Origin of the sequence: Pantoea sp. 18059 (assembly GCF_902706165.1) — a bacterium.
GTDB lineage: Bacteria > Pseudomonadota > Gammaproteobacteria > Enterobacterales > Enterobacteriaceae > Pantoea > Pantoea agglomerans.
Genome location: NZ_CACSJS010000004.1, coordinates 1 through 25,454, shown reverse-complemented (window position 1 = coordinate 25,454; position 25,454 = coordinate 1). Strand labels below are relative to the sequence as shown.

The 25,454-nt window shown below is 52.7% G+C and carries 24 protein-coding genes, 4 tRNA genes and 1 other annotated feature; of the genes, 21 read left to right on the top strand and 7 right to left on the bottom strand.

The features are described from left to right. The first annotated feature begins 33 nt into the window (after nucleotides 1-33). The 11 genes from GVJ63_RS12130 to luxS all read left to right on the top strand — a co-directional run bounded on the left by GVJ63_RS12130 (nucleotide 34) and on the right by luxS (nucleotide 8,699). The gene (locus GVJ63_RS12130) at nucleotides 34-552 is read left to right on the top strand and encodes a regulatory protein RecX (RefSeq protein WP_010248508.1); all 519 of its coding nucleotides are present in this window, start codon (nucleotides 34-36) and stop codon (nucleotides 550-552) included. A gap of 133 nt (nucleotides 553-685) precedes the next feature. Beyond that, nucleotides 686-3,313: an alanine--tRNA ligase gene (gene alaS / locus GVJ63_RS12125; protein ID WP_010672120.1), complete on the top strand. Its 2,628-nt coding sequence runs from the start codon at nucleotides 686-688 to the stop codon at nucleotides 3,311-3,313. A 250-nt stretch (nucleotides 3,314-3,563) separates the two neighbouring features. Continuing rightward, the gene (gene csrA / locus GVJ63_RS12120; RefSeq protein ID WP_008927091.1) at nucleotides 3,564-3,749 is read left to right on the top strand and encodes a carbon storage regulator CsrA; all 186 of its coding nucleotides are present in this window, start codon (nucleotides 3,564-3,566) and stop codon (nucleotides 3,747-3,749) included. A gap of 283 nt (nucleotides 3,750-4,032) precedes the next feature. Then, nucleotides 4,033-4,125 (top strand) — tRNA-Ser (locus GVJ63_RS12115). Nucleotides 4,126-4,133: 8 nt separating this feature from the next. Then, nucleotides 4,134-4,210 (top strand) — tRNA-Arg (locus GVJ63_RS12110). A 209-nt stretch (nucleotides 4,211-4,419) separates the two neighbouring features. After that, nucleotides 4,420-4,496 (top strand) — tRNA-Arg (locus GVJ63_RS12105). Nucleotides 4,497-4,718: 222 nt separating this feature from the next. Then, nucleotides 4,719-4,795, top strand: a tRNA-Arg gene (locus tag GVJ63_RS12100). A 607-nt stretch (nucleotides 4,796-5,402) separates the two neighbouring features. Further along, entirely contained in the window at nucleotides 5,403-5,969 is a 567-nt protein-coding gene (gene yqaB / locus GVJ63_RS12095) for a fructose-1-phosphate/6-phosphogluconate phosphatase (protein WP_022623783.1), read from the top strand. After that, a complete protein-coding gene (locus GVJ63_RS12090; RefSeq protein WP_010248498.1) occupies nucleotides 5,966-6,394 on the top strand; it encodes a YqaA family protein in 429 nt (142 codons plus the stop codon). The genes yqaB and GVJ63_RS12090 overlap by 4 nt, the downstream gene beginning before the upstream one ends. A 31-nt stretch (nucleotides 6,395-6,425) precedes the next feature. After that, on the top strand, nucleotides 6,426-8,033 hold the full coding sequence (gene gshA, locus GVJ63_RS12085) for a glutamate--cysteine ligase (RefSeq protein ID WP_159226945.1): 1,608 nt from the start codon (nucleotides 6,426-6,428) through the stop codon (nucleotides 8,031-8,033). Nucleotides 8,034-8,183: 150 nt separating this feature from the next. Continuing rightward, on the top strand, nucleotides 8,184-8,699 hold the full coding sequence (gene luxS / locus GVJ63_RS12080) for an S-ribosylhomocysteine lyase (protein ID WP_010248493.1): 516 nt from the start codon (nucleotides 8,184-8,186) through the stop codon (nucleotides 8,697-8,699). A gap of 61 nt (nucleotides 8,700-8,760) precedes the next feature. On the opposite strand, the gene GVJ63_RS12075 is transcribed toward luxS, so the two are convergent. Beyond that, the gene (locus GVJ63_RS12075; protein WP_159226944.1) at nucleotides 8,761-10,047 is read right to left on the bottom strand and encodes an HlyC/CorC family transporter; all 1,287 of its coding nucleotides are present in this window, start codon (nucleotides 10,045-10,047) and stop codon (nucleotides 8,761-8,763) included. 15 nt (nucleotides 10,048-10,062) lie between these two features. Then, complete coding sequence (locus GVJ63_RS12070) at nucleotides 10,063-10,863, bottom strand: inner membrane protein YpjD (RefSeq protein WP_010248489.1); 801 nt, start codon at nucleotides 10,861-10,863, stop codon at nucleotides 10,063-10,065. Nucleotides 10,864-11,029: 166 nt separating this feature from the next. Between GVJ63_RS12070 and ffh the strand changes: the two genes are divergently transcribed. The 5 genes from ffh (at nucleotide 11,030) to rplS (ending at nucleotide 14,541) form a co-directional block, all read left to right on the top strand. Continuing rightward, nucleotides 11,030-12,391 (top strand): signal recognition particle protein, encoded by a 1,362-nt coding sequence (gene ffh, locus GVJ63_RS12065; RefSeq protein ID WP_010248486.1) that lies wholly within the window; start codon nucleotides 11,030-11,032, stop codon nucleotides 12,389-12,391. A 142-nt stretch (nucleotides 12,392-12,533) separates the two neighbouring features. After that, nucleotides 12,534-12,782 carry a 30S ribosomal protein S16 gene (gene rpsP, locus GVJ63_RS12060; RefSeq protein ID WP_003849041.1) on the top strand — a complete coding sequence of 83 codons (249 nt, stop codon included), beginning with the start codon at nucleotides 12,534-12,536 and terminating at the stop codon, nucleotides 12,780-12,782. Between the two features lie 18 nt (nucleotides 12,783-12,800). After that, on the top strand, nucleotides 12,801-13,349 hold the full coding sequence (gene rimM / locus GVJ63_RS12055; RefSeq protein WP_010248480.1) for a ribosome maturation factor RimM: 549 nt from the start codon (nucleotides 12,801-12,803) through the stop codon (nucleotides 13,347-13,349). 35 nt (nucleotides 13,350-13,384) lie between these two features. Beyond that, complete coding sequence (gene trmD / locus GVJ63_RS12050; protein ID WP_010248477.1) at nucleotides 13,385-14,149, top strand: tRNA (guanosine(37)-N1)-methyltransferase TrmD; 765 nt, start codon at nucleotides 13,385-13,387, stop codon at nucleotides 14,147-14,149. A gap of 44 nt (nucleotides 14,150-14,193) precedes the next feature. After that, the gene (rplS, locus tag GVJ63_RS12045; protein ID WP_003849035.1) at nucleotides 14,194-14,541 is read left to right on the top strand and encodes a 50S ribosomal protein L19; all 348 of its coding nucleotides are present in this window, start codon (nucleotides 14,194-14,196) and stop codon (nucleotides 14,539-14,541) included. 96 nt (nucleotides 14,542-14,637) lie between these two features. Here rplS and GVJ63_RS12040 read toward each other — a convergent pair whose 3' ends face one another. Next, nucleotides 14,638-15,174 carry a GNAT family N-acetyltransferase gene (locus GVJ63_RS12040; RefSeq protein WP_010248470.1) on the bottom strand — a complete coding sequence of 179 codons (537 nt, stop codon included), beginning with the start codon at nucleotides 15,172-15,174 and terminating at the stop codon, nucleotides 14,638-14,640. A 288-nt stretch (nucleotides 15,175-15,462) separates the two neighbouring features. Here GVJ63_RS12040 and GVJ63_RS12035 point away from each other — a divergent pair, with 288 nt between their 5' ends. Then, complete coding sequence (locus tag GVJ63_RS12035) at nucleotides 15,463-16,542, top strand: 3-deoxy-7-phosphoheptulonate synthase (protein WP_010248468.1); 1,080 nt, start codon at nucleotides 15,463-15,465, stop codon at nucleotides 16,540-16,542. 5 nt (nucleotides 16,543-16,547) lie between these two features. Beyond that, complete coding sequence (tyrA, locus tag GVJ63_RS12030; RefSeq protein ID WP_033758683.1) at nucleotides 16,548-17,669, top strand: bifunctional chorismate mutase/prephenate dehydrogenase; 1,122 nt, start codon at nucleotides 16,548-16,550, stop codon at nucleotides 17,667-17,669. Between the two features lie 56 nt (nucleotides 17,670-17,725). Here tyrA and pheA read toward each other — a convergent pair whose 3' ends face one another. From pheA to bamD, 4 genes are all read right to left on the bottom strand, one after another. Continuing rightward, a complete protein-coding gene (gene pheA, locus GVJ63_RS12025; RefSeq protein ID WP_010248448.1) occupies nucleotides 17,726-18,889 on the bottom strand; it encodes a bifunctional chorismate mutase/prephenate dehydratase in 1,164 nt (387 codons plus the stop codon). A gap of 22 nt (nucleotides 18,890-18,911) precedes the next feature. Beyond that, nucleotides 18,912-19,036 (bottom strand) — a sequence feature (Phe leader region). Continuing rightward, on the bottom strand, nucleotides 18,988-19,035 hold the full coding sequence (gene pheL, locus GVJ63_RS22240) for a pheA operon leader peptide PheL (RefSeq protein WP_187507180.1): 48 nt from the start codon (nucleotides 19,033-19,035) through the stop codon (nucleotides 18,988-18,990). (Overlaps the previous feature by 48 nt.) Before the next feature lie 101 nt (nucleotides 19,037-19,137). Continuing rightward, a complete protein-coding gene (gene raiA, locus GVJ63_RS12020) occupies nucleotides 19,138-19,473 on the bottom strand; it encodes a ribosome-associated translation inhibitor RaiA (protein ID WP_003849030.1) in 336 nt (111 codons plus the stop codon). Between the two features lie 281 nt (nucleotides 19,474-19,754). Next, nucleotides 19,755-20,486 carry an outer membrane protein assembly factor BamD gene (gene bamD / locus GVJ63_RS12015; protein WP_010248444.1) on the bottom strand — a complete coding sequence of 244 codons (732 nt, stop codon included), beginning with the start codon at nucleotides 20,484-20,486 and terminating at the stop codon, nucleotides 19,755-19,757. Nucleotides 20,487-20,615: 129 nt separating this feature from the next. On the opposite strand from bamD, the gene rluD reads away from it, so the two are divergent. The 3 genes from rluD (at nucleotide 20,616) to clpB (ending at nucleotide 25,020) form a co-directional block, all read left to right on the top strand. Further along, nucleotides 20,616-21,593 (top strand): 23S rRNA pseudouridine(1911/1915/1917) synthase RluD, encoded by a 978-nt coding sequence (rluD, locus tag GVJ63_RS12010; RefSeq protein ID WP_064690415.1) that lies wholly within the window; start codon nucleotides 20,616-20,618, stop codon nucleotides 21,591-21,593. Further along, nucleotides 21,593-22,321, top strand: a complete 729-nt coding sequence (gene yfiH / locus GVJ63_RS12005) for a purine nucleoside phosphorylase YfiH (RefSeq protein ID WP_159226943.1) — start codon at nucleotides 21,593-21,595, stop codon at nucleotides 22,319-22,321. Before rluD ends, yfiH begins: the two co-directional genes overlap by 1 nt. A gap of 113 nt (nucleotides 22,322-22,434) precedes the next feature. Beyond that, complete coding sequence (clpB, locus tag GVJ63_RS12000; protein ID WP_029519628.1) at nucleotides 22,435-25,020, top strand: ATP-dependent chaperone ClpB; 2,586 nt, start codon at nucleotides 22,435-22,437, stop codon at nucleotides 25,018-25,020. Nucleotides 25,021-25,454: the final 434 nt, after the last annotated feature.

Sequence of the window (25,454 nt, the reverse complement as noted above, 5' to 3'; positions counted from 1 at the left end):
ATAATCTCCCTCTGTTTGTACAAGGTGCGCAGTATGACTGAACCCTCTCAGCCCCAACCTAATGTCGTCTCTTACTCTCGTCTGCTTGACCGTGCGATGCGTATTCTGGGTCAGCGCGACCACAGCCGTGCAGAGTTAGCGCGTAAACTGCAACAATCAGCGCAGCGTGCTGCGTGGGCGCAGAAAAAAGAGCCCGAAATTGTTACCGAAGCTTTGCTGGAACAGGTTCTTAACTGGTGTCAGGAAAGCGGCTGGTTAAACGACGAGCGTTTCACCGAACGATTTATTCAGAGCCGGAGCCGTAAAGGCTTTGGATCGCAGCGCGTGCGCCTTGAACTGGGCCAGAAAGGCATCGACCGTGAAGCCATTGATCTTGCAATGGAAGAGACAGAGGTAGACTGGGCGGCGTGTGCGGCTCAGCTGGCTGAACGAAAATTCGGACACCCGCTGCCCACAGAGTGGAAAGAGAAAGCGAAAGTACTACGCTATCTGCAGTCAAAGGGTTTTATGAGCGAAGATATCCAGTCCATTTTCAGAAATTTTGATGACTAAAAGCCGATGTAATTTTACTTCCCACTGAAGAAAATTTATCTTATTCCCACTTTTTGTTCCGCTAATCAGGCACCACCAGAATGTGGTCGCGCCGATCAGAGGGAACGTTCGTTAGCGTGATTCCAGGATATATATGAGCAAGAGCACTGCTGAGATCCGTCAAGCGTTTCTCGACTTTTTTCATAGCAAGGGACATGAGGTTGTAACCAGCAGCTCCCTCGTACCGAATAACGATCCAACGTTGTTGTTTACTAACGCCGGGATGAACCAGTTTAAAGATGTGTTCCTCGGTCAGGACAAACGTGACTACACACGTGCGACCACGTCACAGCGGTGCGTACGCGCAGGCGGCAAACACAACGATCTTGAAAACGTCGGTTACACCGCACGTCACCACACCTTCTTTGAAATGCTGGGTAACTTCAGCTTTGGTGACTATTTCAAGAGAGAGGCGATTGGTTTTGCCTGGGAACTGCTGACGAGCGAGCAGTGGTTCAGCCTGCCAAAAGAGCGTCTGTGGGTGACGATCTATGAAACCGACGATGAAGCCTTTGATATCTGGGCGAACGAAATCGGTGTGCCACGTGAACGCATTATTCGCATCGGCGACAACAAGGGCAGCGCGTATGCGTCAGATAACTTCTGGCAGATGGGCGATACCGGTCCTTGTGGTCCGTGCAGCGAGATTTTCTACGATCATGGCGATCACATCTGGGGTGGCCCGCCGGGCAGCCCGGAAGAAGATGGTGACCGTTACATTGAGATCTGGAACATCGTCTTTATGCAGTTCAACCGTCAGGCTGATGGCACCATGCTGCCGCTGCCAAAACCGTCGGTTGATACCGGAATGGGCCTTGAGCGTATTTCTGCCGTTCTGCAACACGTCAACTCCAACTATGAAATCGACCTGTTCCAGAAACTGATTCAGGCCGTGGCGCAGGTTACCGGTGCCACTGACCTCAGTAACAAATCGCTGCGTGTCATTGCCGACCACATTCGCTCCTGTGCTTTCCTGATTGCCGATGGCGTCATCCCGTCTAATGAGAACCGTGGCTACGTGCTGCGTCGTATCATTCGTCGTGCCGTGCGTCATGGCAACATGCTGGGCGCTAAAGAGGCCTTCTTCTATAAGCTGGTTGCGCCACTGGTTGAGGTCATGGGTGCCGCAGGCGAAGAGTTACAGCGCCAGCAGGCTCAGGTTGAGCAGGTGCTGAAAAGCGAAGAAGATCAGTTTGCCAGAACCCTGGAGCGCGGACTGGCGCTGCTGGACGAAGAGCTGGAAAAACTGCAGGGCGACACGCTGGATGGCGAAATCGTCTTCCGTCTCTACGATACCTTTGGTTTCCCGGCTGATTTAACGGCTGACGTCTGTCGCGAACGCAATCTGAAAATCGATGAAGCTGGCTTTGAGCGGGCGATGGAGCAGCAGCGTCAGCGCGCACGTGAAGCGAGTGGCTTCGGTGCTGACTACAGCAACGTTATTCGTATTGATGCCGCCTCATCCTTCAAAGGCTACGACCAGCTCGATTTAGCTGCCACGGTGAAAGCGCTCTATGTTGCAGGCGAGGCGGTTGATGAAGTGACCGCGGGTCAGGATGCCGTGGTCGTGCTGGATGAAACGCCATTCTATGGCGAATCGGGTGGCCAGGTAGGCGATACTGGTCTGCTGAAAGGGAAGAATGCTGAATTTAGCGTCCAGGATACACAAAAATATGGTCAGGCAATCGGTCATGTCGGTAAGCTGACCGCAGGGCAGTTGCGTATCGGTGATCGCCTTGAGGCACAGGTTGATGCGGCACGCCGTGCGCGCATCCGTCTTAACCACTCTGCTACTCACTTACTGCATGCCGCCTTGCGTCAGGTTTTAGGTGAGCATGTGGCGCAGAAAGGCTCGCTGGTTAACGACAAGTACCTGCGTTTCGATTTCTCGCATTTCGAAGCGATGAAACCTCAGGAGATTCGTCAGGTCGAAGATATCGTCAATGCGCAAATTCGTCGCAACCTGCCGGTTGAAACCGAAGTGATGGATCTGGATGCGGCGAAGTCTAAAGGGGCAATGGCACTGTTTGGCGAGAAATATGATCAGCGCGTGCGCGTTCTGACCATGGGTGATTTCTCTGTTGAGCTGTGTGGTGGTACCCATGCTGCGCGCACGGGTGACATCGGGCTGTTCCGTATTCAGGCGGAGTCAGGTACCGCAGCCGGTATTCGTCGTATCGAAGCGATTACGGGTGAAGGCGCGCTGGCGCAGGTCAATGCGCAGAGCAGCCAGCTGCAGGATCTTGCGCAGCTGGTAAAAGCGAACAGCAGCAACCTGAATGAGAAAGTGCGTGGTCTGGTCGATCATGTACGGGCTCTGGAGAAAGAGTTGCAGCAACTGCGCGATCAGCAAGCCGCGCAGGAGAGCGCTTCACTGAGCAGCAATGCTATCGACATTAAGGGAGTGAAACTGCTGGTCAGTGAGCTCAACAATGTTGAACCTAAAATGTTGCGTACCATGGTTGATGATCTTAAGAATCAGCTGGGTTCGGCGATTATTGTGCTGGCAACGGTTACTGAAGGTAAGGTGTCGCTGATTGCGGGTGTGACCAAAGATCTGACTGACCGTGTTAAAGCGGGTGAGTTGATTGCCGGTCTGGCTCAGCAGGTTGGCGGGAAGGGCGGTGGCCGTCCTGATATGGCACAAGCTGGTGGTAACGATGCGGGTGCTCTGAAAGGCGCATTAGCAGGGGTTGAGGACTGGGTCAGCAGCCGTCTGTAAGTGAATTAAAACAAGGCATCGTAAAAAGCGTCAGAACGGTTGTTCCGGCGCTTTTTAATACGATGCTAAAGCAGCAAATGACAAAGTCAGGTTGATGTAGTGTATTTCGGCTAAACTAACTATCAGCAGAATGTATTGGCGCATCGATGTGCATTGGTGTATTTCTCATACACATTGTGCAGCGTTAAATGATGGATAATGCCGGGAGCCTGTACAAGCCCGACTCTTTTAATCTTTCAAGGAGCAAAGAATGCTTATTCTAACTCGTCGAGTTGGTGAAACCCTCATGATCGGTGATGAGGTAACTGTAACGGTGCTGGGTGTTAAGGGTAACCAGGTTCGTATCGGTGTTAACGCGCCGAAAGAAGTGTCTGTGCATCGCGAAGAGATCTATCAACGCATCCAGGCTGAAAAAACGCAACAAACCAGCGTTTAACGGATTCAGCGTCTCGCACCTGTGCGAGGCGCTACCGCTTTCTGTAAAAATCCTGCCTTTTCTTTCTACCTGTTCCTCCTCTGTTTTGTTAACGCCATCATCTTTCATTGTTGATAATTCACTCTTTTTGTCGCCATTTTGTCCCAATTGTGTGTGATTTGCTCAATCAAACAAAGTTTCGGAAAAATTGTTTGACTTAAAAGTCCGGGAAAGTAATATGTGCGCCACGCAGTGCCGATGAGCAGAAACAACGTTCAGACGCACAGTTCGAAAGAAAGCGTAAGGTGAGGTGGCCGAGAGGCTGAAGGCGCTCCCCTGCTAAGGGAGTATACGGTCAAAAGCTGTATCGAGGGTTCGAATCCCTCCCTCACCGCCATTTTCGATGCATCCATAGCTCAGCTGGATAGAGTACTCGGCTACGAACCGAGCGGTCGGAGGTTCGAATCCTCCTGGATGCACCATATTTTCGAATATGGAGAAGTGCCTCGGTGTGACATGACGCATTAGCGTACAGGCCGCACTAAGGAGGATAACGTTGCATCAGCAACGGCCCGCAGGGCGAAGCGCAAGCTGAGTAATCCTCCTGGATGCACCATCGAAACAAAGCGAATTAGCAATTCCTTTCATGGTGAGTAGTTAGCACCCTGCGTTGTACAAGAATTTGATTTATGCATCCATAGCTCAGCTGGATAGAGTACTCGGCTACGAACCGAGCGGTCGGAGGTTCGAATCCTCCTGGATGCACCATATTCTTCCCGAATATGGACAGTGCCTCAGTGTGTCATGACGTGATTATCGTTCAGGCCGCACTAAGGAGGATAACGTTGCATCAGCAACGGCCCATAGGGCGAAGCGCAAGCTGAGTAATCCTCCTAGATGCACCATTCTTTGTAACATCCTCAGGTTGGTTTCTGTAAGTCCATAAAAAGTTGTACCTCAAAAGATAGACCCCAAAAGATAGACCCCAATGCATCCATAGCTCAGCTGGATAGAGTACTCGGCTACGAACCGAGCGGTCGGAGGTTCGAATCCTCCTGGATGCACCATCTTCTCGAATGTTGGCAGTTCCTCAGTGTGACATGACGCAATAAGCGTTCCGGCCGCACGAAGGGGGATAACGTTGCATCAGCAACGGCCCGCAGGGCGAAGCGCAAGCTGAGTCATCCTCCTGGATGCACCATCTTCTTCTTTAGTTTCAAATCCAGTCTTACAATCCCTCAAAGTATCATGGCGCGATGATCGCTAAGACCTCACTAAACACGATAGCGTTACTTCCGTAACCGCCCGTACAGCAAACGCTGAGTGAGTATCCTGAAAAACCTCTGCAGTTTCCCTCTGGCTTCACACGCACTCTTTTCCTGTTTAATCTGCCCCATTGATTCATCATCCTGACTTAAGCGATCCGAAACGCCTGTTTCCCGCATCAACGCCTTCTGTTTTGCTGCCCATGCCCGTCCGCCGCCGCTTGTCTGCCAGAAGAATGTTAAAAAACGCTGGAATTTCGTACGTTTATCGCTGGCCGTGCACGATCACCTTTATCTGAAAACAAAAATTGTTAATGCTTTCAAAGCATTTGCTGTTCATCCCCCCTGGCGACAACCTGTCCACATTAGGCTAAAGTAATGTCTCATTTGATGAATGTCCGGAGTGACAATGTACGATCAATATGACGCCCTGATTTTCGATATGGACGGCACGATTCTGGATACTGAGCCGACACATCGAAAAGCGTGGCGTCAGGTGCTCCAGCGTTATGGATTAACGCTGGATGAAGCTCGTATTATCGACTTCAATGGCGCACCAACCTGGCGGCTGTCGCAGTTCATCATTGAATCCAATCAGTCGTCACTCGACCCTCATCTTCTTGCCGCAGAAAAAACCGCTGCCGTGAAAGCGATGCTGCTGGAAAACGTGAAGCCACTGCCTTTAATGGAGGTGGTGAAAGCGTATCACGGGCGTCGTCCGATGGCGGTCGGTACCGGAAGCGAACACAGCATGGCAGAGGCGTTACTGACGCAGCTGGGCGTACGTGAGCTCTTTTCGGCCGTCGTCGGTGCTGACGACGTACAGCGTCATAAACCTGAGCCTGAAACCTTCTTACGCTGCGCTGAGCTAATGGGTGTGACGCCGGCACGTTGTGTGGTGTTTGAGGATGCGGACTTTGGTATTCAGGCAGCGAAGGCGGCAGGTATGGCTGTGGTGGATGTCCGCTTACTGTGAGTGACGTTCTTACCTATGCCTCGATGTTCGGCAGCAGCTTTTTAAGTGCAACGCTCCTGCCGGGAAGTTCTGAAGCACTGCTGATAGCACTATTGATAGCAAAAAAGACATCAGTTTACGGGTTGCTTTTGGCCGCATCACTGGGAAACACCTTGGGCGGCTTAACCAACATTCTTATTGGTCGCTTGCTGCCGTTAAAACGTCAGGGGCGATGGCATGACACAGCAATGACGTGGTTGCACCGACTGGGACCTGCAGCACTGTTATTCAGCTGGCTGCCAGTGATAGGTGATCTGCTCTGCGTTCTGGCAGGCTGGTTACGTTTCGCCTGGCTACCCGCGATGCTGTTTCTCGCTGTCGGCAAAACACTGCGTTATATCGTTATCGCGACTGCCACATTACAGGGTATGCAATGGTGGCATTGATTCGCACAGATTCGAGGCTACGGTTAACATTATGCTGAACAAAAATAAATTATTATCACAGCGGGGGGGTAATGTGATCCCGGACGTATCTAAAGCGCTCTCCTGGCTGGAAGCGCATCCCAATGCCCTTAAAGGTATTGGCCGTGGCATCGAGCGTGAAACGCTGCGTGTACAGGCAAATGGCGAGCTGGCAAAAAGCGGCCACCCGGAATCTCTGGGGTCGGCGCTGAAACATGACTGGATCACCACTGACTTTGCCGAAACGTTGCTGGAGTTTATTACGCCAGTGGATCACAGCATTGATCATATGCTGGCATTCCTGCGCGATATTCATCGTCACGTTGCCCGTGAACTGGGTGATGAACGCATGTGGCCGTTTAGTATGCCGTGCGTGATTGACGATGCGGACAATATTGAACTGGCGCAATATGGCACGTCCAATATTGGTCAGATGAAGACGCTCTACCGCGAAGGACTGAAAAACCGCTACGGCGCGTTGATGCAGACCATCTCCGGCATTCACTATAACTTCTCACTGCCACTCTCATTCTGGCAGGAGTGGGCTGACGTGAAAGATAAGGAAAGCGGAAAAGAGACGATCTCGGCGGGCTATCTGCGGCTGATCCGCAACTATTATCGCTTCGGCTGGGTGATCCCCTATCTGTTTGGCGCATCGCCTGCTATCAGCTCCAGCTTCCTGCAGGGCCGTGAGAGCGCGCTGCCGTTCGAAACCAACGACAAAGACACGATGTGGCTGCCGTATGCCACCTCACTGCGTCTGAGCGATTTAGGCTACACCAATAAATCGCAGAGCTCTCTGGGCATCACGTTTAACTCACTGGAAGGCTATGTCACTGCGCTGAAGAAAGCGATCAAGACACCGTCAGAAGAGTATGCAGCGATGGGCACTAAAGATGCCGACGGTAACTGGCTGCAGCTCAACACCAACGTGCTGCAGATTGAAAACGAGCTCTATGCGCCAATCCGGCCTAAGCGTGTGACACGCTCGGGTGAAGCGCCTTCTGATGCGCTGCTGCGTGGTGGTATTGAGTACATTGAAGTGCGTTCGCTGGATATCAACCCGTTCTCTGCGATCGGCGTAGATGAGAATCAGGTTCGCTTCCTCGACCTGTTCCTGATCTGGTGTACCCTGGCCGATGCGCCGGAAATGAGTGCAGATGAGTTGCAATGCACCCGTATAAACTGGAACCGGGTTGTGCTGGAAGGTCGTAAACCGGACCAGAAAATTGCCGTAGGCTGCGGAGAAGCGGAACATTCGCTGGTTGAAGTGGGCAAAACCCTGTTTGCCGATCTGCGTCGGGTTGCTGAAGTGTTAGACAGTCATAATCAGGACAGCACGGAATATCAGCAGGTTTGCGATCAACTGGTAGCATCGTTCGACGATCCTGAGCTAACCTACTCGGCGCGCATCCTTCAGGCAATGAAGGACAACGGTGTAACCGGAACCGGCGTGGCGCTGGCTGAACAGTATCGCCATCTGCTCTGCGAAGAGCCGCTGGAAGTGCTGACAGAAGAAGATTTCACGCGTCAGGCGCAGGCGTCTGTTGCTGCACAGCAGCAGCTGGAAGCGAATGATAAGCTGAATTTTGAAGCGTATCTGGCGAGCCGGGAAGGGTAGAAAAGAAAAAGGCCACATCAATGTGGCCAAATTAACATCTCTGTTGTCAGGGATGATGATAACAAATGCGCGTCTTTCATATATTCAGACGTTGGGCGAACAGAAAAGTTTCATCGTTTTAAAAAAAATTCTCAGAACAGGAGGTGACGTATGCCACTACTGGACAGTTTTACCGTTGATCACACCATCATGGGCGCACCGGCAGTTCGCGTGGCGAAAACCATGAAGACTCCGCATGGCGATACGATTACCGTTTTTGACCTGCGTTTTTGCCGCCCGAACATTGATATTCTCACTGAGCGTGGCATTCATACGCTGGAGCATCTCTTTGCCGGCTTCATGCGTGATCACCTGAATGGTGATGGTGTGGAAATCGTCGATATCTCGCCAATGGGTTGCCGCACCGGCTTCTACATGAGCCTGATTGGTACACCAGACGAGCAGCGCGTTGCCAAAGCGTGGAAAGGGGCGATGGAAGATGTTCTGAAAGTGAAAGATCAGAACCAGATCCCTGAGCTGAACGAATACCAGTGCGGCAGCTACAAGCTGCACTCACTGGATGAAGCGCAGCAGATCGCCCGCAATGTGCTGGCGCATGAGATCGGCGTTAACCGCAACGAAGATCTGAAACTGCCTGCTGACAAGCTGAAAGAACTGCACATCTAGTCAGAGCTTTGCTGCTAAAAAAAACGCCGCATCATGTCGATTGCGGCGTTTTTTTATCGCTTCAGGACCCTACCGATTTTTTCAGTGGCGTCTTCGGCGTGATGCGCACCTGTTTAATCATGTTGTCCTGCACGTCCAGAATATCGACGTTGTAGTGGCCGATCTGAACACGGGTGGCGATGGCAGGGATCTCTTCCAGCGCTTCCAGCAGCATGCCGTTGATGGTGCGCGCTTCCTGCTCTGGCAGCTGCCAGTTAAACGCCTTGTTAATTTCACGCACACTGGCGCTGCCTTCAATCAGCACGGACCCATCATTCTGCGGCATCACTTCTTCTGCCAGTGACGGTGACATGGAGGTGGTGAAGTCACCCACGATCTCCTCCAGAATGTCCTCTATCGTCACCAGCCCTTTGATGTCGCCATACTCATCCACCACCACGCCCGCTTTCTCTTTGTTGCGCTGGAACTTCACCAGTTGGGTGTTCAGCGGTGTCCCTTCCGGGATGTAGTAGATCTCATCGGCGGCGCGCAGCAACGTCTCTTTGGTGAACTCTTTTTTCTCCGTCATCATGCGCCAGGCTTCGCGCACCCGCAGCATGCCGACGCAGTCATCCAGTGAGTCCCGGAACAGCACAATGCGGCCGTGTGGCGAGTGGCTCAACTGGCGCACCACCGACTTCCAGTCATCGTTGATATTAATGCCGACGATCTCGTTACGCGGAACCATGATGTCATCAACGCTGACTTTCTCCAGGTCGAGCACGGAGAGCAGCATGTCCTGATTACGGCGTGACATCAGGCTACGCGATTCATAGACGATGGTACGCAACTCCTCTTTGCTCAGCGCGGAGTTGATGGCACCGTCAGCGCGGATACCCGCCATCCTCATCAGCAGACGGGTAATGGTGTTGAGTAGCCAGACCAGCGGCAGCATGATGTATTGCAGCGGGACCAGCAGCAGGCTGCTGGGAAAGGCGACGCGTTCGGGATAGAGGGCCGCCACTGTTTTCGGCAGCACTTCAGCAAATACCAGCACCACAAAGGTCAGGATACCGGTTGCGATCGCAACCCCTTCGTCACCGTGAATACGCATGCCAACAATGGTGGCAAGTGCGGAAGCCAGAATATTCACCAGGTTATTGCCGATTAATACCAGGCTGAGCAACCGGTCGGGGCGACGCAGTAACTTCTCCACCCGGCGTGCGGGGCGACTGCCGTTTTTGGCCTGATGGCGCAGCTTATAGCGGTTAAGCGTCATCATTCCGGTTTCCGACCCGGCAAACCAGGCGGAAACCAGTACCATGACGGAGAGAATAATAATCAGCGTGGTGGTTGAAACATTCTCCAACGCAGAACTTCCTTTTTAACGAGAGGTGGGGACAAGCAGATGCTGCAGGATGCGACTGCCGAAGTAAGCCATGGTTAACAGCACCGCACCGCTGCAGTTAAACCAGACGACGCGGCGACCACGCCAGCCTTCATGATAGTGCCCCCAGAGCAAAACGATATAAACAAACCACGCGATGATAGAGAGCACGGCTTTATCGACGTTTTCTGCGCTGAAGAGATCCTGCATATAAAACAGACCGGTGCAGAGCACCAGCGTCAACAGCACGACGCCCACCTGGGTGATGTGAAACATCTTACGTTCAATGGTCAGCAGCGGCGGCATATCCTGTGTGAACGCCAGACGCTTGTTTTTTAACTGGTAATCGATCCACGCCAGCTGCAGTGCATAGAGTGCGGCAATAATCAGCGTCGCATAAGCGAACAGCGACAGGCCGATATGGATCATCATGCCTGGCGTGGTTTCCAGATGGGTGATGAAGGCATTGGGCACAAAGGTGGCGAAGGCCAGATTGATCAGCGCGAAGCTGTAGACAATCGGCAGCAGCAGCCAGCCACGGTTACGTGACGCCACAATGGTCATGATGGCGCAAATCAACAGGCTGACCAGCGAGCCTATGTTGAGCAGGCTTAAATTCTGTCCGCTATCAACAGCAAATATGCGTTGCTGCAAGGCCACCGCGTGTGTCACCAGCGCCACACAGGCAGAGAGCATCGCCATTCGCCGCCAGCCGCCGTTACGTTTCAACAGGCTGGGAATGATCAGGGCAAGACTTAAGGAGTAGGCGAATAGCGCCACTATCGCGAAAACGAACATAGATCCTTTCAGGTTCAGTCAGATAAGGAAAAAGGCAGTATAGCGCCAGCCGAAGCAGGCTCCAAACGATCTGAGGGGCAATTGCAGAGATCGCTGAGGCTTCGTGTTATAATCCGCCGCATTCTGCCGATCAGGCGCCTCGCGATCTTTTTTTTAGTGAGAGACCATGTTTGATAATTTAACCGATCGTTTGTCGCAAACCCTGCGAAACATCAGCGGCCGCGGAAGGCTGACTGAAGAGAACATCAAAGAGACCCTGCGTGAAGTGCGCATGGCACTGCTTGAGGCTGACGTTGCGCTGCCGGTGGTGCGTGACTTCATCAACCGTGTGAAAGAGAGTGCGGTCGGCCATGATGTGAATAAAAGTCTGACTCCAGGTCAGGAGTTTATCAAAATCGTTCGTAACGAGCTGGTTACGGCGATGGGTGCAGAGAACAATGCTCTCGACCTGGCTGCTCAGCCGCCAGCTGTGGTGCTGATGGCGGGTTTGCAGGGTGCCGGTAAAACAACCAGCGTCGCTAAGCTGGGTAAATTCCTGCGCGAGAAGCACAAAAAGAAAGTCTTAGTGGTTTCTGCCGACGTCTATCGTCCGGCGGCAATCAAACAGCTGGAAACGCTGGCACAGCAGGTGGGCGTGGATTTCTGCCCATCCGATCTCAGCCAGAAGCCGGTCGATATCGTTAACAATGCGCTGCGTGAAGCTCGCCTGAAGTTCTACGATGTACTGCTGGTGGATACCGCCGGTCGTCTGCACGTTGACGAAGCGATGATGGACGAAATCAAACAGGTTCATGCCGCGATCAATCCGGTAGAAACGCTGTTTGTGGTCGATGCCATGACCGGTCAGGATGCGGCAAACACGGCTAAAGCTTTTAATGAAGCACTACCGCTGACCGGTGTTATCCTGACCAAAGTCGATGGTGATGCACGAGGCGGTGCGGCGCTGTCGATTCGTCATATCACCGGTAAGCCGATTAAATTTATGGGTGTCGGTGAAAAAACCGATGCACTTGAGCCGTTCTATCCGGAGCGTATTGCTTCGCGTATCCTCGGCATGGGTGACGTGCTGTCACTGATCGAAGATATCGAAAGCAAGGTTGACCGCGATCAGGCTGAGAAACTGGCTAAGAAGCTGAAAACCGGCGACGGTTTTGATCTCAACGATTTCCTTGAGCAGCTGAAGCAGATGCGCAACATGGGCGGCATGGCCAGCCTGATGGGCAAACTACCCGGTATGGGTCAGCTGCCTGACAATGTGAAGTCACAGATGGATGACAAAGTGCTGGTGCGCATGGAAGCGATCATCAACTCGATGACACGCAAAGAGCGTGAAAAACCAGAGATCATCAAAGGCTCACGCAAGCGCCGCATTGCGACCGGCTCCGGTATGCAGGTGCAGGACGTTAACCGCTTATTGAAGCAGTTTGACGACATGCAGCGTATGATGAAGAAAATGAAGAAGGGCGGTATGGCGAAAATGATGCGCGGCATGAAGGGTATGATGCCGCCAGGTTTTCCTGGCCGCTAAAGCGTTCCACAAAAAAGCCCGAAATGGCACGGTTTAGGTTGCTTTTTTCGCCAAAATGAGTAAAATTTTCGGGCTTTTTATACAGCACCCGGACCCCGTTCCTCGATGGGGGCCGGGTGTTTTATTAACTGAAGAGGATGTTATGGTAACAATTCGTTTGGCACGTCACGGCGCTAAAAAGCGTCCGTTCTATCAGGTCGTCGTCACTGACAGCCGCAATGCACGCAACGGTCGTTTTATCGAGCGCGTTGGTTTCTTCAACCCGATCGCATCTGGTCAGGCTGAAGGTCTGCGTCTTGATCTGGATCGTATCGAGCACTGGGTTGGCCAGGGCGCAACGCTTTCTGATCGCGTTAACGCGCTGGTCAAAGAAGCTAAGAAAGCAGCTTAATCTGTCACGGTGGTGAGCATGAGCAGACAAATTGCCGCACAGCCTCCTGTTAACCCGATTGTATTGGGTAAGATGGGAGCCGCCTACGGTATTCGCGGCTGGCTCAAAGTGTTTTCCTCCACTGAAGACGCTGAAAGCATCTTCAACTACCAACCCTGGTTCATCCAGCGCGCCGGTAAATGGCAGCAGGTCGAACTGGACGGTTGGAAGCACCACAATCAGGACCTGATCATCAAAGTCAAAGGCATTGAAGATCGGGATGCGGCGGCTCAGTTAACCAATTGCGAAATTCAGGTTGACTCGACGCAGTTGCCATCGCTGGAAGAGGGCGACTACTACTGGAAAGACCTTATGGGCTGCCAGGTAGTTAACCTTGAAGGCTACGAGATGGGTAAAGTCATCGATATGATGGAAACCGGCTCGAACGACGTTCTCGTCGTTAAGGCAAACCTGAAGGATGCATTCGGTGCTCAGGAGCGGTTAATTCCGTTTCTTGATGAACAGGTTATCAGGAAAGTCGATCTCTCTACTGGCATCATTGAGGTAGATTGGGATCCTGGTTTTTGATCTCCGAATCGAACGGTAACGTAACGGCGAATACAATGTGGATTGGTGTTATTAGCCTGTTTCCAGAAATGTTTCGCGCTATTACCGATTACGGGGTAACTGGCCGGGCTGTAAAAAACGGTCTGCTCAGCATTCAGAGCTGGAGTCCTCGTGACTTCACGCACGACCGGCACCGTACCGTGGATGATCGTCCTTACGGCGGCGGACCGGGAATGCTGATGATGGTACAACCCTTACGGGATGCCATCTCCGCAGCGAAAGCAGCGGCAGGTGATGGGGCCAGGGTGATATATCTTTCACCTCAGGGTCGCAAACTGGACCAACAGGGCGTTTGCGAACTGGCGGCACGGGACAAGTTAATTCTGGTCTGTGGCCGTTATGAAGGGATTGATGAGCGCGTAATCCAGACCGAAATTGATGAAGAATGGTCAATCGGTGATTACGTTCTCAGCGGCGGGGAACTGCCAGCGATGACGATGATTGACGCAGTCGCCCGGTTTATTCCTGGCGTGCTCGGCAAGCAGGCGTCAGCCGATGAGGATTCGTTCTCGGAAGGTTTGCTGGATTGTCCGCACTATACCCGACCTGAAGTGTTAGACGGCGTGGAGGTCCCGGCAGTATTACTGTCAGGCAACCATGCTGATATTCGCCGCTGGCGTCTGAAGCAGTCGCTAGGCCGTACCTGGCTGAGAAGACCTGAACTTCTGGAAAACCTGGCTCTGACTGAAGAGCAAGCAAGGTTGCTGAATGAGTTCCAGCGGGAATCTCAGCAGCAACAAAACGATGATGTGGAAGAGTAAGCTCTTCCCCGACTATCAGTTTACCCAGGATATGAGATTTAATTATGAGCAACATTATCAAGCAAATTGAACAAGAGCAGATGAAACAGGACGTACCTTCCTTCCGCCCGGGTGATTCCGTGGAAGTGAAAGTATGGGTCGTTGAAGGTTCTAAAAAACGTCTGCAGGCATTCGAGGGCGTGGTTATCGCTATCCGTAACCGCGGTCTGCACTCTGCATTCACTGTTCGCAAAATTTCTAACGGCGAAGGCGTTGAGCGTGTATTCCAGACTCATTCACCTGTAATTGACAGCATCGCTGTTAAACGTCGTGGCGCTGTGCGTAAAGCCAAACTGTACTACCTGCGTGAGCGTACTGGTAAGTCTGCTCGTATTAAAGAGCGTCTTAACTAAGGTATCGCTAACGCGACATCTAAAAGTTAATAGCAAACAAGGGGTTGGCATGTGCCAGCCCCTTTTTTATGTCACAGTCAACCTTACTGCCTGCAGTTAACCGTCGTCCGGCCGCTGAAAATGATAAATCGCGGTATTAACCGGCCCTTCCTCTAATACGATCAGGCCATAGCGACAGCCAATGAACTGACCACCGCACTTCTCAGCCACGCCCCGACTGGCCAGGTTATCCTCTGCTGCCAGAATCTCAATCACCCGGGTCTCTGGGCGTGAAAACCCCAGCGGCAGCAACGCGGCCACCGCGCGGCTGGCGATTCCCTGACGCTGTGCATCACTGCGAACCCAGTAGCCAATTGCGCTGGTGTCACCCGGATGACGGGCAAAGCGTATTCCTGCGCCCCCCAGCAGCTGGTCATGCTGATCAACGATGGCAAACTCTTCCGCTTCCTCTTTCATCCGTTGCCAGTGGGTAAAGCGGATCCAGCTTTCTGCTTCATGAGGCTGATAATCGTGATGCGCCCAGACCATCCATGGGATAAGGCTATCCAGCGAGGCATTAACCGCAGTGGTAAACGCAGATACGTCGCTGAGCTCAAAAGGTCGCAGATAAATATTTTGTGGTGATGGGTACATAACTCTCTCAGCGCGAACAGAATGATTCTTTTATTCTGCCTGTGGGTAGAAGAAAGGCAATAACCTTAACTGTAAACTTATTTGTACAATTGTCTTTGGTTTTTTGTGGTTGAGGTTTTTATTATATGCATGATTTTATTGTTTATTTTAAGTATATTTCGCACCCTTCTTCATCCGTGGTAATAAAACTGTACATATAATATTGCGCTATGTATTGCCTGTGATACAGTATTTGCATTCCTCAGTGAGGAGTCCATGACTGCCAATACGAGCCAAAGGATCGCCATCATGCAAAAAGACGCGCTGAACAATGTGCATATCGCCGGTGAACAGGTATTAATCACGCCTGAAGAGCTGAAAGCGAAGTTTCCACTGACCACTGAACAGCAGGATCAGGTCGCGGCGTCGCGCCAGACCATCTCTGACATTATTGCCGGCCGCGATCCGCGTCTGCTGGTAGTGTGCGGACCCTGCTCAATTCACGATACCGAAGTGGCACTGGACTATGCTCGTCGTCTGCAAACCCTTTCCGAAGAGCTGAAAGATCAGCTCTTTATCGTGATGCGCGTCTATTTTGAAAAACCTCGTACCACCGTCGGCTGGAAAGGGCTGATCAACGATCCTTTCATGGATAACTCGTTTGATATGGAAGCGGGTCTGCACATTGCGCGCCAGCTGCTGGTGAACCTGGTTGAAATGGGTTTGCCTCTGGCCACTGAAGCGCTGGATCCCAATAGTCCGCAATATCTGGGCGACCTGTTCAGCTGGTCTGCCATTGGCGCCCGTACCACTGAATCGCAGACGCACCGTGAAATGGCCTCGGGCCTGTCGATGCCGGTAGGCTTTAAAAATGGCACCGATGGCAGTCTGGGAACGGCAATCAACGCCATGCGTGCAGCCGCAATGCCACACCGTTTTGTCGGGATTAATCAGGCCGGTCAGGTCTGCCTGCTGCAGACTCAGGGCAATCCGGATGGTCACGTGATCCTGCGTGGCGGCAAAGCGCCGAACTACGGTCCTGAAGATGTCGCGCAGTGTGAAAAAGAGATGCTCAAGGCGGGACTGCGTCCAGCCTTAATGATAGATTGCAGCCATGGTAATTCGAACAAAGACTACAGCCGTCAGCCTGGCGTAGCGGAATCCGCTATTGCGCAGATCAAAGACGGGAACCGTTCAATCATTGGTTTGATGCTGGAAAGCCATATCAATGAAGGTAACCAGTCTTCTGAGCAGCCACGCAGCGAAATGAAGTATGGCGTTTCCGTAACCGATGCATGCATCAACTGGGAAGTGACCGAAACGTTGCTGCGTGAAATGCATCAGGATCTGCAGGGAGTGCTGTCGGCGCGTCTGTCACAAGAGGTGTAAGAGCAATGGTGGCTGAACTGACCGCGTTACGCGATCAAATTGACAGTGTTGATAAAGCGTTGCTGGATCTGCTGGCTAAGCGACTGGAACTGGTGGCCGAGGTAGGTGAGGTGAAGAGCCGTTACGGCCTGCCTATTTATGTGCCTGAGCGTGAAGCGACGATGCTGGCTTCCCGTCGTAAAGAGGCCGAAGCGCTCGGCGTCCCACCGGATCTGATTGAGGATGTGCTGCGTCGCGTGATGCGGGAATCCTATACCAGCGAGAATGATAAAGGCTTTAAAACCCTCTGTCCTGAACTGCGCCCGGTGGTGATTGTCGGTGGTAAGGGCCAGATGGGCCGGCTGTTTGAAAAAATGCTCGGGCTATCAGGCTACACGGTTAAAACGCTGGATAAAGAGGACTGGCCTCAGGCTGAGACTCTGCTCAGCGATGCCGGAATGGTGATCATTAGCGTGCCGATTCACCTGACCGAGCAGGTGATTGCCCAACTGCCACCACTGCCGGAAGATTGTATTCTGGTCGATCTGGCGTCGGTCAAAAACCGGCCTCTGCAGGCAATGCTGGCTGCCCATAACGGGCCTGTGCTGGGTCTGCATCCGATGTTTGGCCCGGACAGCGGCAGCCTGGCAAAACAGGTGGTGGTCTGGTGTGATGGAAGACAACCGGAAGCGTATCAGTGGTTCCTGGAGCAGATTCAGGTCTGGGGTGCGCGTCTGCATCGTATCAGCGCTGTTGAGCATGACCAGAACATGGCATTCATTCAGGCGCTGCGTCACTTTGCTACCTTCGCTTATGGTCTGCATTTAGCCGAAGAGAACGTCAATCTGGATCAGCTGCTGGCGCTCTCGTCGCCCATTTACCGGCTTGAACTGGCGATGGTGGGGCGGTTGTTCGCTCAGGATCCGCAACTCTATGCGGATATCATCATGTCTTCAGAGAGTAATCTGGCGCTGATAAAACGCTATTACCAGCGGTTTGGTGAAGCGATTGCGCTGCTGGAGCAGGGCGACAAGCAGGCGTTTATCGCCAGCTTTAACCGGGTTGAACAGTGGTTTGGCGATCACGCAAAACGCTTCCTGGTCGAAAGCCGAAGCCTGTTGCGATCGGCCAATGACAGCCGCCCATAAATGACAGCCATCCATCAATGAAAAAGGCATCCAGTTGGATGCCTTTTTTCTTCTTTTTATTCGCCAGGTTCAGCGGGCACCACATTTTCACTGGGGTAACAGCCCAGTACCTTCAGAGAGCGGGTCATGGTCTGTAATTCCTGCAGCGCCTGCTGCATCCGCTCTGATTGCAGGTTGCCCTGCACATCAATGTAAAACATCTCTTCCCACGGATTACCATTAATCGGGCGGGACTCCAGCTTGCTCATAATCAGGTTGTGCTGACGCAGTACCAGCAGCGCGTCGACCAGCGCACCCGCCTGCTGGCCGGTTGCCATAATCAGCGTGGTTTTCGCTGGCACCTGGTCAGAAACCTCGATTGCTTTGCGGGCCAGCACGATAAAGCGGGTGTGGTTCTGCTGCTGATTCGCCAGATTACGTTCCAGCACCTGCAGCTGATAGAGTTCGCCGCCGGCCTCACTGCCCAGCGCCGCCACCTTAGGTGAGTTGAGCGCAGCCACTTTCTCCATCGCTGCCGCGGTACTCTCGGTGTATTCGATTTTCCAGTGCGGGAAACGATTAATAAACTGGCTGCACTGCTGGAACGGTTGAGGATGGCTGTAAACCGTCTCAATCTGCTGAAGATCGGTGGGGCCATTCACCAGCACGCAGTGGTCGATAGGCAATGTCAGCTCGCCCACGATTGAGAGGCTGGTCTGTTGCAGCAGATCGTAGACATCGTTGATCGAGCCTGAACTGGTATTCTCAATCGGCATCACGGCGTAATCAGCTACGCCATTTTCGACCTGTTTGATGATGTCGTGAAACTTCAGGCAGCCACACTCCACCATGCTATCGAAATGGCGCGACGCGTAGTTGCGTGCTGCAAGATGCGAATAAGAGCCTTTCGGGCCCAGAAAGGCGATACGGGCGGCATGCGCATGGGGATGGTTGAGGTTTTTTTGCAGCAGCGCTTGCTGAGTCAGCACGGAATCTTCAATTACCAGCTGGAACAGACGGGTGATGTAGTGCGCATCCAGGTTGTGTGCCTTACCCAGTACGATGAGATTCTCCAGTAGCGCGCGTTCGCGCTCCACATCCCGAATCGGGCGATGCGTCGCCAGTTTCGCTTGTGCAACTTCCACTGCCAGCAAACGACGCTCGGCCAGCAGCGTCAGAAGTTTTTTATCCACGGCGCTGATTTTGTCGCGTAGCGCCAGCAATGGATTATCGGGATTCATAGGGCTCACCTGTATGCTATCCAAAAAAAAAGCCTCCCGGTTGGGAGGCTTCGGTGTTCGTCTTCGCTTTCATTTTCACACGACGAATGGCCTCCCGTTCAGGGGAAGGTAAAAAAGAAAGCGAAGAAAAACAGATCAAGTTTCATGGTAATGTCCGAAAAGAGAGTGACCTGAGAGTAACCGTACTGCTTAAAAGCTGTCAATAAAAAACGCGCCCGGAGGCGCGTTAAGAAACAGCGTTAAGAAAATCAGGACTCTTCGTCGGCGGGAATGATGTCTTTCACGCTAGCACTGGCGCGGCGTGCTTCAGACTTGTGCTGAACTTTATTCAGCTGACGCTCGAGCTTGGCAATCAAATCGTTGATAGCGGTATACATATCATCGTGCTTGGCGCTGGCCACCAGAGTCCCGTTAGGTGTGTTAATAGTGGCGTCAGCCACGAATTCTTTGGGCTCTTTGGAAAGGACAATATGTGGATTAATCAGGTCGGTTTGCCATTTTTCGAGCTTGGCGAGACGGTCTTCAACATGGCTTCGGATTGCCGGAGTGATGTCCATTTGTTTACTGGTAATGTTCAGAATCATCGTTCTTACCTCTCTGTCATTTCCGTCTTGGTCTTCTCAGCATAGCGCGAAAAAGCGTTCAATGTGGGATTTCGATCACGAAAAAATGTCACTTTTTGTCAGTCACAACATTCTGTGAGAAAGGCAGAGAAACTGGCCGAAATGGCTTGAAGCGAAACGATTAACACGGCATGCTTGATGAGTTAGCTCGCTGAGAACAGATCCAAATCTGACTGTTCTGTGAGCAAAAAAAAGCAGCCCTGAGAGGCTGCTTTTTTTATGGCTGAAAATCCTTCGAACGATCAGCTTTTGTTAGCTGCAATGATTTTCGCCACTTTATCGGCTTCAGCGTTCAGCTGCAGATTGCGGTAAGCATTCTCCATCAGCGGCAGGGCATCGTGTGTTGCCTGCGTATCCGGATAATCGCGCATCATACCTTCGACACGGTTAACAACCGCGACATAAGCCTCACGCTTAGTATAGAATTGCGCCACTGACAGCTCATATTTAGCCAGACGGTCTTTCAGATAGACCAGGCGTTTCTGAGCATCAGCCGCATACTGGCTGTTCGGGTAACTCCGCAGCAGCTGAGAGAAGTCGCGGAAAGCATCACGAGCGTGCGTCGGATCGCGGTCAGAACGATCAATACCAAAGAAGCCCTGCAGCGCGGAGTCATCCAGCGCCATGTCCGTCAGACCTTTCATATAGATGACATAGTCAATGTTCGGATGCGTGGGGTTCAGACGCATAAAGCGAGCAATGGCAGCCTGCGCCAGGGGCAGATCGGCATTTTTATAGTACGCGTAGATTAAATCCAGCTGCACCTGCTGCGAATAAGGACCGAACGGATAACGATTATCCAGCGCTTCCAGTTGCTTAATCGCAGCTTTAAAGTTACCGTCCTGCAGCTTTTGCTGCGCTGTAGCATAGATTTCAGAAGGCGGGCTGTCCGGTACCGCGTCATTTGAGCCGGAACAACCAACAAGTGCCAGGCTCAGTGTGGCAGCAGCCACCAGATGTTTCATACGCGTCATGACGAAGTGATTATCCTCAAATGTTATGGCGGAAGCTGTCCGTATAGCTCCCGGTAATGACCAGGTACGATAGCACATTATATTAAACGGCATCGCCGTGAAAACCCAACGTTAACGAAGAAGCTGTATATGGCACAACAAGTTCAACTCACCGCAACGGTATCCGAATCACAACTCGGACAACGCTTAGATCAGACTTTGGCGGAATTGTTCCCTGATTATTCACGTTCTCGCATAAAAGAGTGGATCCTCGATCGTCGCGTTACTGTAAACGGCGTCATGGTCGATACACCCAAAGAAAAAGTGCTGGGCGGCGAGCTGGTCGCGATTGACGCTGAGATCGAGGAGGCGCAGCGCTGGGAACCGCAGAATCTGCCACTCGACATCGTTTATGAAGATGAAGACATTATTGTCATCAACAAACCACGCGACTTCGTGGTTCACCCTGGCGCTGGTAATCCGGATGGCACGGTGTTAAACGCCTTACTTCATCACTATCCGGCGATTATGGATGTGCCGCGCGCGGGCATCGTACACCGCCTGGATAAAGACACCACCGGTTTAATGGTGGTCGCGAAAACCGTTCCGGCTCAGACGCATCTGGTGGACTCGCTGCAGCGTCGCGAAATCACCCGTGAATATGAAGCGGTTGCGATTGGCAATATGACTGCGGGCGGCACCGTTGAGCAGCCTATCAGCCGTCACTCAACCAAACGCACCCACATGGCGGTACACCCAATGGGTAAACCGGCGGTCACTCATTACCGCATCATGGAGCACTTCCGGGCCCATACCCGTCTGCGCCTGCGTCTGGAAACCGGTCGTACCCACCAGATCCGTGTGCATATGTCTCACATCAGCCATCCGCTGGTGGGCGATCCGCTTTACGGTGGCCGTCCGCGTCCGCCAAAAGGGGCGTCTGAAGCATTTATTGCTACGCTGCGCGGTTTCGATCGTCAGGCACTGCACGCCACGATGTTGCGCCTCTATCACCCCATCAGTGGTATTGAAATGGAGTTCCATGCTGCGCTTCCGCAGGACATGGTTGATCTCATCGCGGCGTTAAAAGCAGACACTGAAGAATTTAAAGACCAGTTGAATTGGTGATGAATCTGATTACTCCTCAATGGCCCGCTCCGTCACGCGTTCGGGCCTGCTCGACGCAGCGACAGGGCGGCATCAGCACATCGCCCTGGGATGCACTGAATCTTGGCGGGCATGTGGGAGATAATCCGGATGCGGTGGCGCGTAACCGGCAGTTGCTGTTGGAAGAGGCGGGTTTGCCTGCCATGCCGCAGTGGCTGGATCAGGTTCATGGCACTGAGGTTGTGCGTCTGACTGCAGGGGAAAGTACGCCATTACGTGCTGATGCCTGTATTACCGATCAGCCCGGTGTCGTCTGTGCCATCATGACCGCTGACTGTCTGCCGGTCCTGTTCTGTTCACAGGATGGGACGGAAGTGGCGGCGGCACATGCAGGCTGGCGCGGACTTTGTGCGGGTGTACTGGAAAATACGCTGGCGCAGTTTCGTTCGCCGCCTGATCAGATTCATGCCTGGCTTGGACCGGCAATCGGACCTGATGCGTTTGAGGTCGGCGAAGAAGTCCGTCAGGCCTTTATGGCTCAGGAACCCCGGGCTGTGCAGGCTTTCCGTCCATCAGGTGACCGCTTTTACGCCGACATCGGCCTGCTGGCGCAGATGCGACTACAGGCAGCGGGCGTGAATTCAGTCAGCGCCAGCAGCCTTTGTACCTTTACGCAGCGCGACGATTTCTTCTCTTTCCGCCGCGATGGGATCACCGGGCGTATGGCAACTTTGATCTGGCTGTTATAACCTTACGCCATAAGACGGTCCAGTTAGCGTATTTTTTACTCAAATCTCAGGTCATTAACCTTGAAATTTTGAGGGATGACCTCATTTAATCTCCAGTAGCATTTTGACCTGTAATGGGAGGAATTATGCGTCTGGATCGTCTTACTAATAAATTTCAGCTGGCTCTCGCCGACGCGCAGTCCCTCGCTCTGGGACACGACAATCAATTCATTGAACCTCTGCATCTGATGAGCGCATTGCTCAAACAGGAAGGCGGATCGGTTTCACCTTTACTGACTTCGGCCGGTGTCGACGTTACGCCATTTCGCGCTCAGGTTGAGCAGGCTATTGATCGCCTGCCACAAGTTGAAGGCAGCGAAGGCGATGTACAACCCTCATCTGACCTCGTCCGGGTATTAAACCTGTGCGACAAGCTGGCACAGAAGCGCAACGATAACTTTATTTCATCCGAATTATTTGTTCTGGCCGCCCTGGAATCGCGGGGCTCACTGGCCGATCTGCTCAAAGCAGCGGGCGCAACGCGTGAAAAAATCACCAGTGCGATTGAACAGATGCGGGGAGGAGACAACGTGAACGATCAGGGGGCTGAAGATCAGCGCCAGGCATTAAAAAAATACACTATCGATCTGACCGAGCGAGCAGAGAAGGGCAAACTCGATCCGGTCATCGGTCGTGACGAAGAGATTCGCCGCACCATCCAGGTTCTGCAGCGCCGTACCAAAAACAACCCGGTACTGATTGGTGAACCTGGCGTGGGTAAAACCGCGATTGTCGAAGGGCTGGCGCAGCGCATCATCAATGGTGAAGTGCCTGAGGGTCTGAAAGGACGTCGGGTACTGGCACTGGATATGGGTGCGCTGGTGGCCGGGGCGAAATATCGCGGTGAATTCGAAGAGCGTCTGAAAGGCGTACTGAGTGACCTGTCGAAACAGGAAGGCAACGTCATTCTGTTTATCGACGAGCTGCACACCATGGTGGGAGCCGGTAAAGCGGACGGTGCGATGGACGCCGGCAATATGCTTAAACCTGCGCTGGCGCGTGGTGAACTGCACTGTGTGGGTGCCACTACGCTTGATGAGTATCGCCAGTACATTGAAAAAGATGCCGCGCTGGAGCGTCGTTTCCAGAAAGTCTTTGTGGCTGAGCCAAGTGTGGAAGATACCATCGCCATTCTGCGTGGTCTGAAAGAGCGTTATGAACTGCATCACCATGTGCAAATCACTGACCCGGCGATTGTCGCGGCGGCGACCCTGTCTCATCGTTATATTGCTGACCGGCAGCTGCCGGATAAAGCGATTGACCTGATCGATGAGGCAGCTTCCAGCATTCGTATGCAGATGGACTCGAAGCCGGAGTCACTGGATCGCCTTGAGCGTCGTATCATTCAGCTGAAGCTGGAGCAGCAGGCGCTGAAGAAAGAGGCGGACGATGCCAGCATCAAGCGTCTTGAAATGCTGGAAACCGAGCTCAACCAGAAAGAGCGCGAATACGCCGAGCTGGAAGATGAGTGGAAGACAGAGAAAGCCTCGCTGTCCGGCACGCAGAACATTAAAGCGGAACTTGAGCAGGCGCGTCTGAATTTAGAGCAGGCACGTCGCCAGGGTGACCTCGCTCAGATGTCAGAGCTGCAGTACGGTAAAATTCCGGCACTGGAAAAACAGTTAGCCGCAGCGACTCAGGCGGAAGGCAAGACCATGAAGTTACTGCGTAACCGGGTAACCGATGTGGAGATTGCCGATGTTCTGGCACGCTGGACCGGTATTCCGGTCGCACGAATGATGGAAGGTGAGCGCGATAAGTTACTGCGCATGGAGCAGGACTTACATGGCCGGGTCATCGGACAGGATGAAGCGGTTGAGGCGGTATCAAATGCTATTCGCCGTAGTCGCGCAGGCCTTTCTGATCCAAACCGGCCTATCGGTTCCTTCCTGTTCCTGGGGCCAACCGGGGTCGGTAAGACCGAACTGTGTAAAGCGCTGGCTAATTTCCTGTTCGACAGTGACGATGCGATGGTTCGTATCGACATGTCTGAATTTATGGAAAAACACTCAGTATCACGGCTGGTGGGTGCACCTCCGGGCTACGTCGGCTATGAAGAGGGCGGTTATCTGACCGAAGCTGTGCGCCGTCGGCCTTATTCGGTCATCCTGCTGGATGAAGTAGAGAAAGCGCATCCTGATGTCTTTAACATTCTGCTGCAGGTGCTGGATGATGGGCGTCTGACGGATGGGCAGGGCCGGACGGTCGATTTCCGTAACAGCGTGGTGATTATGACCTCTAACCTGGGATCAGATTTAATCCAGGAGCGGTTCGGCAATCTCAGTTACCCGGAAATGAAAGATATCGTGATGGGTGTGGTCGGACAGCATTTCCGTCCTGAGTTCGTCAACCGTATTGATGAGGTGGTGGTGTTCCATCCGCTGGCTGAGAAACATATTGCGTCCATTGCGCAGATTCAGCTGCAGCGGCTGTACAAACGTCTGGATGAACGGGGTTATCAGCTGCACATCTCTGATGATGCGATCAAACTGCTGGCGGAGAACGGATATGATCCGGTCTACGGTGCACGTCCGCTGAAACGTGCGATACAGCAGCAGATCGAGAACCCGCTGGCTCAGCAGATCCTTGCTGGTTCACTGGTGCCAGGCAAAACCATCGAAATGGATGTGGAGAACAACATCATTACTGCACATCAGTAAGGGTGTGGAATGAAAAACGGGCCTCTGGCCCGTTTTTTTTGCCCTTTTGAGGGGTTTTTGCTTATTTAATACTCCTTTTGAGTGCAAAATGAACGGTCAGTAAAAAAGTCTCAATTTGCACTTGCGCTATCTGAGCCGTTCCCTATAATGCGCCTCCACTGACACGGCAAACCGGAAACGGAAAACGGGTCAGGAGGCACAGGAGACTGCGCCGCCGGAGAAAAACTTCTGAAATAGAGGTTGACTCTGCAGGAGGAAAGCGTAATATACGCCACCTCGCGACAGGACGCTAACGCACTGTTCGCACTGCTCTTTAACAATTTATCAGACAATCTGTGTGGGCACTCGCAGGATTGATATCAGCGTCTCCGGACGTAAAAAATATCAAGCCTCACGAGTGAACACATAATGAAATTCATTATGACGTTTTACAG

What these genes read in the sequence shown, in the direction of transcription:
- GVJ63_RS12130 (WP_010248508.1), top strand. Translation starts at nt 34, where the DNA reads ATGACTGAACCCTCTCAGCCCCAACCTAATGTCGTCTCTTACTCTCGT.
- alaS (WP_010672120.1), top strand. Translation starts at nt 686, where the DNA reads ATGAGCAAGAGCACTGCTGAGATCCGTCAAGCGTTTCTCGACTTTTTT.
- csrA (WP_008927091.1), top strand. Translation starts at nt 3,564, where the DNA reads ATGCTTATTCTAACTCGTCGAGTTGGTGAAACCCTCATGATCGGTGAT.
- yqaB (WP_022623783.1), top strand. Translation starts at nt 5,403, where the DNA reads ATGTACGATCAATATGACGCCCTGATTTTCGATATGGACGGCACGATT.
- gshA (WP_159226945.1), top strand. Translation starts at nt 6,426, where the DNA reads ATGCTGAACAAAAATAAATTATTATCACAGCGGGGGGGTAATGTGATC.
- luxS (WP_010248493.1), top strand. Translation starts at nt 8,184, where the DNA reads ATGCCACTACTGGACAGTTTTACCGTTGATCACACCATCATGGGCGCA.
- GVJ63_RS12070 (WP_010248489.1), bottom strand. Translation starts at nt 10,863, where the DNA reads ATGTTCGTTTTCGCGATAGTGGCGCTATTCGCCTACTCCTTAAGTCTT.
- ffh (WP_010248486.1), top strand. Translation starts at nt 11,030, where the DNA reads ATGTTTGATAATTTAACCGATCGTTTGTCGCAAACCCTGCGAAACATC.
- rpsP (WP_003849041.1), top strand. Translation starts at nt 12,534, where the DNA reads ATGGTAACAATTCGTTTGGCACGTCACGGCGCTAAAAAGCGTCCGTTC.
- rimM (WP_010248480.1), top strand. Translation starts at nt 12,801, where the DNA reads ATGAGCAGACAAATTGCCGCACAGCCTCCTGTTAACCCGATTGTATTG.
- trmD (WP_010248477.1), top strand. Translation starts at nt 13,385, where the DNA reads ATGTGGATTGGTGTTATTAGCCTGTTTCCAGAAATGTTTCGCGCTATT.
- rplS (WP_003849035.1), top strand. Translation starts at nt 14,194, where the DNA reads ATGAGCAACATTATCAAGCAAATTGAACAAGAGCAGATGAAACAGGAC.
- GVJ63_RS12040 (WP_010248470.1), bottom strand. Translation starts at nt 15,174, where the DNA reads ATGTACCCATCACCACAAAATATTTATCTGCGACCTTTTGAGCTCAGC.
- GVJ63_RS12035 (WP_010248468.1), top strand. Translation starts at nt 15,463, where the DNA reads ATGCAAAAAGACGCGCTGAACAATGTGCATATCGCCGGTGAACAGGTA.
- tyrA (WP_033758683.1), top strand. Translation starts at nt 16,548, where the DNA reads ATGGTGGCTGAACTGACCGCGTTACGCGATCAAATTGACAGTGTTGAT.
- pheA (WP_010248448.1), bottom strand. Translation starts at nt 18,889, where the DNA reads ATGAATCCCGATAATCCATTGCTGGCGCTACGCGACAAAATCAGCGCC.
- raiA (WP_003849030.1), bottom strand. Translation starts at nt 19,473, where the DNA reads ATGATTCTGAACATTACCAGTAAACAAATGGACATCACTCCGGCAATC.
- bamD (WP_010248444.1), bottom strand. Translation starts at nt 20,486, where the DNA reads ATGACGCGTATGAAACATCTGGTGGCTGCTGCCACACTGAGCCTGGCA.
- rluD (WP_064690415.1), top strand. Translation starts at nt 20,616, where the DNA reads ATGGCACAACAAGTTCAACTCACCGCAACGGTATCCGAATCACAACTC.
- yfiH (WP_159226943.1), top strand. Translation starts at nt 21,593, where the DNA reads ATGAATCTGATTACTCCTCAATGGCCCGCTCCGTCACGCGTTCGGGCC.
- clpB (WP_029519628.1), top strand. Translation starts at nt 22,435, where the DNA reads ATGGGAGGAATTATGCGTCTGGATCGTCTTACTAATAAATTTCAGCTG.